Consider the following 3,529-nt stretch of genomic DNA (forward strand, 5'->3'; position numbering starts at 1 on the left):
TCACTGATCAAATGCTCCGGAATCGGTGATCAAGTAATGCCGGAATCTCTGATCAAGTGTTTCCGGAATCTGCGATCAAATGCGGCCGGAATTGGTGATCATTTCGCTCCGGAATACACACGGATAAAGCTAATGGCATCATCTAGTCTTACTTGCGATCAAAAGAACGTATTGCAGGGTGAATTGTCAACAGGCCTTAGTTTTACGATTAATCAGACTAAGCAGATATATCCTTACTTCTATTTACCTGGATATTTCAAATACCACTAAATTTTCAGGTCATAAGCAATATATTTTTCAGATTTACAATCTCTAATTATTTATCAAGCAACCCTGCGCCACTTAAGGGCAGCAAGGTTATTTATTAGTTGTAATATAATCAATAGGTTGTAGTGAAAATAATGATTCAATGCTTTTTTGCTGCAAAGTCATGGTAAATACAAATATAGTTTGCTAAAAGTAGGCATATAACTAAATATCGTGTAGACAAGACCGTGCAACCACTGACCAAGCATAAAGCGATAAACAAATTCTTTTTTTGCTGACGGATTTGTGCGTAGATAACTGTAGTTTGTTTTTCAGGAAACATTAATTGTTTATGTAATTGACGTCTTAATAACCAAACCAATTGGTAAAATCAAAAGCCGAATTGCAAGAACAACACCTGAGCTCGCCAAGGAGGTAAGTAACGAGGTAATGGAGTTATGACTGGGGGGAAAATTTTGCGCAATAAAAAGTAACATGAAGTTATAAATCATAAAGTCATACCACTCCATGGCGTTACCTATACAGATAGCCGCAATCATTTTGTATTGTTCATGATGAACCAACTCCCTGGCGTCAATCGAAATTTATCTTAAAGTAGTATGGAGTGGAAATCCATTTTTCTTAATATTCAGTAATGCCGTTTTACGTTATAAGAACTCAGATTAGCGTTTTGTACTTTCATAAAAAATATCTCAATAAAGAACACAATAAACACTTAGCTTCTATCGTTGAATACTATGAATAGTCGATTCACTTCTGAAGCTCAATTCCATTATAATTCAATAAGCTAGAAATGGATTAGGGAATAAAGGGCTTGTAAATGTCTTATCAACATCTAAATTTTATGCAACGATATCAACAGAAAGATATAGCAAAATAACATCATACAGCCACGTCCAAGATATCTAGAGGATTAAAACGAAATATTCGATGGAACGGGGTGACTATTGCCTTGATCAAGCTAGAAGTTATTTATTCTTCAATTCTTCTTTGATATTTTCTCTACTGACTTATGCGCTTCAATTAATGCATCACGTGTATCTCTTACTGTTTTCGGTTTAATATTAAAGAAACGCAAAGCCTTTGTAGCATAGGAATTTTCATCATTATATTTCATTAGAACAGTCTTATCTGCCTCGCTTACACTAATTGCCTTTTGAAAAGATGATAAGCTTTCTTTAGATAAGCTTTCTAAGTTAGAACGAAGAATATCGTAGGGTAATGTGGCATAATCTTTCTTGATATCATCTTTTATTTTTCCAATGGTTGCATGCAATTTATCCACCATTTTTTCTATTATTTCTTTTTTCTGTGTGTCGTTGGGATATTTAACCTCAAGCCGTTTCATAATAGCTCTTAAATTAGTTTCGAGTTTTTCTAATGCATTAAGAGTCGCCTTCATTCGTGTTTGAAAAAGCCCAATGACTTTATCGAGATGTGGTCGTGAGTGTGCTTTGCGCAAATATTCCGTATTTTCTGAGGGTATAGGGCTTAACTTATGGTGATGTTTATCAAAATTTTCTAATTGGTTAGAATAATCTCCATCCATTTTTCGCAAAAAAATATAATTCTTTGTTTGAGTTAAATATTCAGAAGCGGGATAAACTTTATTAGACCATGGGTCACAAATATAAGCGTCCTTTCCCCATGTTGCAGGATTGTTCGGATTGCTATTTTTTTTCCTTCCCACAACTAAAAAGACATGGTCACCTCCCTCAATTTGATAAACTTCTGCGTTAACAGAAGGAGGGGCGTAACGCAATACATAATCAAGGGCCATAAGAGCCATCTCATAACAATTACCAAGTGATAATTTTTTGCACAACTCGATAATTCGATGAAATCTCTGATATTCCGTATTGATTTCTAAGCTAAAATCAAGATGCTCTCTGTTAACAGAAGGAGGAGCGTAACGCAATACATAATCAAGGGCCATAAGAGCCATCTCATAACAATTACCAAGTGATAATTTTTTGCACAACTCGATAATTCGATGAAATCCCTGATATTCCGTATTGATTTCTAAGCTAAAATCAAGATGCTCTCTATATAAACCTCTTAAGTCCTTTACAGCTTTATACAGAGAGAGCCTTTGTGATTTATCGTAAGTATTATTAACGAGTTGTGTAGATCCTTTCAATATAAATGCTCTGGAATAACTACAGGCAACATTTGCAATCATTTCTGAAGTATTGGGCACCAAAGTACCTTCAGAAATCCAATTTGAATTTAAGTCTGTTTTAGATGAAGCCATAGATTGCATCAGAATAACGCACGTTCGCTCATTGTACAATCACAAAGATTAAGTAACGCTTAACTTGACCAATATTTGCTCGATTAATTTTAGTGTGGATCTGGGTTCAGGCCTGAATCGTGAATTGTAATCTCAAGCTCAATAAAAAACTGTTCTATTCAAAATTCAAGGCCAGCCCTAGTTGGGCTGATATTTTGAATCAGATTTCTTCTAGAAGAAGTCAACTATAGAGAGGATGATTTATTAATTTCTTCGGCTTGTTTCAGAGAAAATATCAATCATTATAATGTGTTCGAGTTATACAGATTATGGCAGAAAATGATATTCGATTTTAAAAGTAAGAGGAAAAAATTAAACATGTCCCTTTTTTACCAAGCCCAGGCCCGAGCTCATCTCATTCGAAAAAGTAGATTTTTATATAAAAAACATTCATTGATCTAAATCAAATCGACTCGATTACTCTGATGCATCCTTTTGTGCTTATAACTGTAAATAGCCTTTATAGGGAGTTCAATATGCTTTATTTTGCAAGTACTGGAGAAACTGTCCTCTCTGGATTGCGCTTTCCCAATGCAAAAATAGTGGCTGACCGCTTTCATGTCATTCGTTTGCTTCAACATCAATGTATGATGACTTATCGCGAACTATCAACTCAAATAAAAAGTAACCGGGGCATCTTGGCTTTACTGCATATACGACCTGATAGATTGACACCTCAGCGTCGAAAAATGATTCCTCAGTTTTTGAATATGCTCGATGAGCTGAAGAGTAGTCCATTTAAAGCCCTGGCAGCTCTTGGTAAAACATTCTGTCTATGGAAAGAGGAGATACTGCGTATGTGGCGTTTTGGCTCTACCCCAAAAAAGGGGGCATTTTAATCAAGTTAGTCGGCTCTACCCCAAAAAAGGGGGCATTTTAATCAAGTTAGTCTAGACTAACCCATTGATTTGACGGTCAAAAGGAAGATTAAAATGCCCAAGAAAGATTGTATCCTAAATTTACCGGGAT

The 3,529-nt window shown here is 35.4% G+C and carries 1 protein-coding gene and 1 pseudogene; one reads left to right on the top strand and one right to left on the bottom strand.

Features of this window, described 5'->3' with window-relative positions; all coding sequences use genetic code 11:
* Positions 1-1,246: 1,246 nt before the first annotated feature.
* A complete protein-coding gene (locus ELY20_RS16630) occupies positions 1,247-2,521 on the bottom strand; it encodes a hypothetical protein (RefSeq protein ID WP_127059517.1) in 1,275 nt (424 codons plus the stop codon).
* A 563-nt stretch (positions 2,522-3,084) separates the two neighbouring features.
* On the opposite strand from ELY20_RS16630, the pseudogene ELY20_RS16635 reads away from it, so the two are divergent.
* Positions 3,085-3,378: pseudogene (locus ELY20_RS16635) on the top strand (transposase); the annotation flags it as partial.
* Positions 3,379-3,529: the final 151 nt, after the last annotated feature.

This window comes from Legionella qingyii (assembly GCF_003990155.1).
GTDB classification, from domain to species: Bacteria; Pseudomonadota; Gammaproteobacteria; order Legionellales; family Legionellaceae; genus Legionella; species Legionella qingyii.

Excerpts from the sequence above, each read along its gene's own strand:
- ELY20_RS16630 (WP_127059517.1), bottom strand. The coding sequence starts at position 2,521 with ATGGCTTCATCTAAAACAGACTTAAATTCAAATTGGATTTCTGAAGGT.